Source organism: Nocardiopsis endophytica, assembly GCF_027706725.1.
GTDB classification, from domain to species: Bacteria; Actinomycetota; Actinomycetes; order Streptosporangiales; family Streptosporangiaceae; genus Nocardiopsis_A; species Nocardiopsis_A endophytica.
The window spans coordinates 1-3,308 of sequence record NZ_JAQFWQ010000200.1 but is presented as its reverse complement, the minus strand read 5'-3'; the positions used below and the strand labels follow the sequence as shown (position 1 = coordinate 3,308).

Sequence of the window (3,308 nt, the reverse complement as noted above, 5' to 3'; positions counted from 1 at the left end):
CCCCCCCCCGGCCGCTAACATCGCCGAGGGGGCGCGGGGGCGGATTGGGTGGTGAAATCGACGCTTGATCTGCATAAAAGCGTCGAATTCACGACGCGGGATGCCGGGGTCCTCCTCCCGGTGTCTGGTATGCCCGGTATGTGTCGTTCGGGCGGCCTCTTTGGCAGGGGGTCGGAGCAGGGGTTGCGCGCCTCGGGGCATGTGGTGCGCGTCATATCGAATCGATTGCGACCCTTGCGTTAGAACGTGTTTCAAAGCTAGCTTCGGTTGCGAGCCGAGCCCGGTGAGGGCGCCCGGTGGGCCCGGCCCGCCAGGCGTGCCGGACGGCAGGCATGAGAACGCGTCGCCTGTCGGGGATGGATCGCGCCCCGTCCCCGGCGGGCGGCGTCCGCCCCCTCCCCGCCCCCGGGAGGCCGCATGGGCGCATCCGGGATCGCCGAGCGCGCCGCCGTCGTCGGCGTCGGGGCGACGCCCTTCACCCGCTCCTCCGGCCGCACCCCGCTCTCCCTCGCCACCGAGGCCTCACGAGCCGCACTCGCCGACGCGGGGACGGCCCCCGACGAGGTCGACGCGATCCTCTCCTACCACCTCGGAGACTCCGCGCCCGCCACCGATCTGGCCCGCGCCCTCGGCCTGACCCGCCTGGGCTGGCACAACGACATGCACGGCGGCGGCACCCAGTGCGCCTCGGTCCTCGGGGACGCCGCGATGCTCGTGGCCACCGGGCAGGCGTCCACCGTGCTGGTGCACCGCTCCCTCAACGGCCGCTCCGGCCGCCGCATGACCGGGCTCGGCCTGCGCCAGGGCGAGGGCGTCGAAGAGCAGTTCACCCTTCCCTACGGGCTCGCCGGCCCGGTCGCCCAGTTCGCCCTCGTCGCCCGCCGCCACCTGCACGACGCCGGGCTCGGCGAGCGCGACCTGGCCGCCGTCGTCGCCTCCTCCCGCGCGCAGGCGGCCGACAATCCGCGCGCGATGCGCCGCGAGCCGCTGCCGTGGGAGGCCTACCTCCGCGAGCCGCTCATCGCCGAACCGCTGCGGCGCGCCGACTGCTGCCAGGAGGCCGACGGCGCGGTCGCCCTGGTGGTCACCGGCGCTCGGCGGCCCGTCGCGGAGGGGGCGCCGCGCATCCGGTCCGTGGTGCGCGGAGGTCGCCCCGACCTGTCCCGGCTGGACCGGTCACCGGACCCGGGGGCGGTCTTCTCGGCGGAGGTAGCCCCGCGCCTGTACGCGGCCGCGGGCATGCGCCCCGCGGACGTGGACGCCGCCTACCTCTACGACGCCTACTCCTTCCTGGTGCCGCGCCAGCTCGCCGACTTCGGCCTGGTGGAGCCGGCGGAGATGGCGCGGGTCCTGCGCTCCGGCGGCATCACGGCGCAGGGGGCGGCCGCCGCCGGGGGAGTGCCCGTCAACCCGCACGGGGGGCTGCTGTCGGAGGGGTACGTGCACGGCCTGAACAACGTCGCCGAGGCGGTGCGGGAGCTGCGCGGCGACGGCGTCGGGCGGCTTCCCGGGGCCTCGGTGGCCCTGTGCACCGGCTTCGGCGGCGCCTACGGCAGCGCCGCGCTGCTGGTGAGGTAGAGGGCGTTCTAGAGCGGAGTCTCCGCCCCGGCCCCGGGGGCCGTCTCACGGCCCGCGACCGGAACGCCGAGCGCTCTGAGCTCGGCCGTCGTGCGGGTGGTGAACAGCCAGTCGCGGAACCGCGGGTCGGGCACGAGCTCCCCGGCCGGGGCCAGGGCGCGCGTGCCCACCAGGTGGAACCGGTACCCGAGCGGTTCGAGCAGGGTGGACAGGCGCTCGGCGTCGGCGTCCGGCAGGACCTCGCACAGCACGTCGGGCCGGTGCTCGGCCATGAACGCCCGCCCGTGCGCGAACACCTCGGCCTCGGTGCCCTCCACGTCGACCTTGAGCAGGACCCGCCCGCCGCCGGGCAGGCCGGCGAAGGAGTCCAGGGCGACGACCCGCACCGGGACGCCGTCGGCGAACTCCATGCCGCTGGAGTAGTAGCAGGGCAGGGCGGCGTCGCCCGAGCGGGCGGGCATGGCGACGGTCGTGTCCGGCGGCCCCACCCCCACGTGGTGCAGGGTCGTGCGGTGCAGCACCCGGTTGCGCACGCAGTTGTCGAACAGGGCGCGGTAGACCTCCGGCACCATCTCGAAGGCGTGCGCCCGCAGGTCCTCGTTCGCGGCCGTGCCGACCAGGGTGAACAGGCCGGTGTAGGCGCCGATGTCGAGCAGGTGCGCGGCGTCCCGGGCCAGCGCCGCGAACATCCGCACCGCCAGGTCGTCGGCGGGCTGCGGACGGTGGCCCCGTCCCCAGTACAGCTCCTTGGCGATGACGCAGTCGGCCGGGCGCAGCATCACGAAGTGCGCGCCGTCGGCGTGCCCGGCGACCTCGGTCAGGCGGGCGGGGGCGGGCAGGCGGCCCGACGCGCGGAGCCCGGGCGCGGCGACCCGGACCGCACCCCGCATCGCCAGGTGGGGCAGGCGCGTGCCGAGGACGCGCTTGACATGCCTCTTCGTGCCGTACCAACTGTGCCGCCGCCCCTCCGGGGTGGAGCGGAAGTCGCGCTCCCGGCGGGGTGCGGCGGAGCGGAAGTGCAGGGCCATGTCGCTCTCCGGGACGTGGGCGGCCGTCGGGGACCGGCCCGCGAGGGCGCGGCCCGCCTGGACGGCCAGGCTAACCCCGGGCCGGGCCCGGAAGCAGGGCCCGCGCCCGGCGTGTGGCGGATGCGGTGGGCCGGGGGCGCGGTGCGCGGGGCGGGGGTGCCGCGAGGGTCGGGACGGACCGGGGCGGAGCCGGGCAGAGGGCGGCGACACGGGCGGCGCGGCGGGTTCCGGACCGTCCCACACCCGGGATCCGGTCACCGCTATCAAGGCTGCGATACCCCCCGAGGACATACCCCTGAACAACGTGAGGAGAAACCGATGACGGAGAGGACCGCGCGACTGGTCCTGGTACTGGCGGCCGGGGCGCTGCTGGTCGGAGGGCTGGCGCTGGCGGGCGCCCTGCCCGTGTCGGACGGGTCCGGTCTCGGCGTGGAGAACGCCGTGCCGCTGGCCGCCATCGACGTCGGACTGAGCCCCGCGCTCGTCGGCGGGCCCTGACCCCGCCCGCCGCCCGGGGGCGCCGGACAGGCGCCCCCGGGCCCATTCGGTGCCCCGGCAGCAGAGGGTTCCGTCCGGCCGCGCCGACGGACGCCGCCCCCTCGTTGATCTCGGGAAATGCGCCCCTAAAAGCGGCCTGGAAGCGTCGTTTCTCCCGAGATCAACGAGGGGGCGGCGGTGCGGGGCGCACTGGTGTTGATCTCG

At 75.8% G+C, this 3,308-nt stretch carries 3 protein-coding genes; 2 read left to right on the top strand and 1 reads right to left on the bottom strand.

The window, feature by feature from the left end; translation table 11 throughout:
• Window positions 1-417: 417 nt before the first annotated feature.
• On the top strand, window positions 418-1,578 hold the full coding sequence (locus O4J56_RS31900; RefSeq protein ID WP_270690960.1) for a thiolase C-terminal domain-containing protein: 1,161 nt from the start codon (window positions 418-420) through the stop codon (window positions 1,576-1,578).
• Between the two features lie 8 nt (window positions 1,579-1,586).
• Here O4J56_RS31900 and O4J56_RS31895 read toward each other — a convergent pair whose 3' ends face one another.
• Window positions 1,587-2,606, bottom strand: a complete 1,020-nt coding sequence (locus O4J56_RS31895; RefSeq protein ID WP_270690959.1) for an FkbM family methyltransferase — start codon at window positions 2,604-2,606, stop codon at window positions 1,587-1,589.
• Between the two features lie 318 nt (window positions 2,607-2,924).
• On the opposite strand from O4J56_RS31895, the gene O4J56_RS31890 reads away from it, so the two are divergent.
• Complete coding sequence (locus tag O4J56_RS31890; RefSeq protein WP_270690958.1) at window positions 2,925-3,104, top strand: hypothetical protein; 180 nt, start codon at window positions 2,925-2,927, stop codon at window positions 3,102-3,104.
• The last annotated feature ends 204 nt before the right edge of the window (window positions 3,105-3,308 follow it).

Bases quoted from the DNA above. Each gene is read 5' to 3' on its own strand.
- O4J56_RS31900 (WP_270690960.1), top strand. From the start codon at position 418: ATGGGCGCATCCGGGATCGCCGAGCGCGCCGCCGTCGTCGGCGTCGGG.
- O4J56_RS31895 (WP_270690959.1), bottom strand. From the start codon at position 2,606: ATGGCCCTGCACTTCCGCTCCGCCGCACCCCGCCGGGAGCGCGACTTC.
- O4J56_RS31890 (WP_270690958.1), top strand. From the start codon at position 2,925: ATGACGGAGAGGACCGCGCGACTGGTCCTGGTACTGGCGGCCGGGGCG.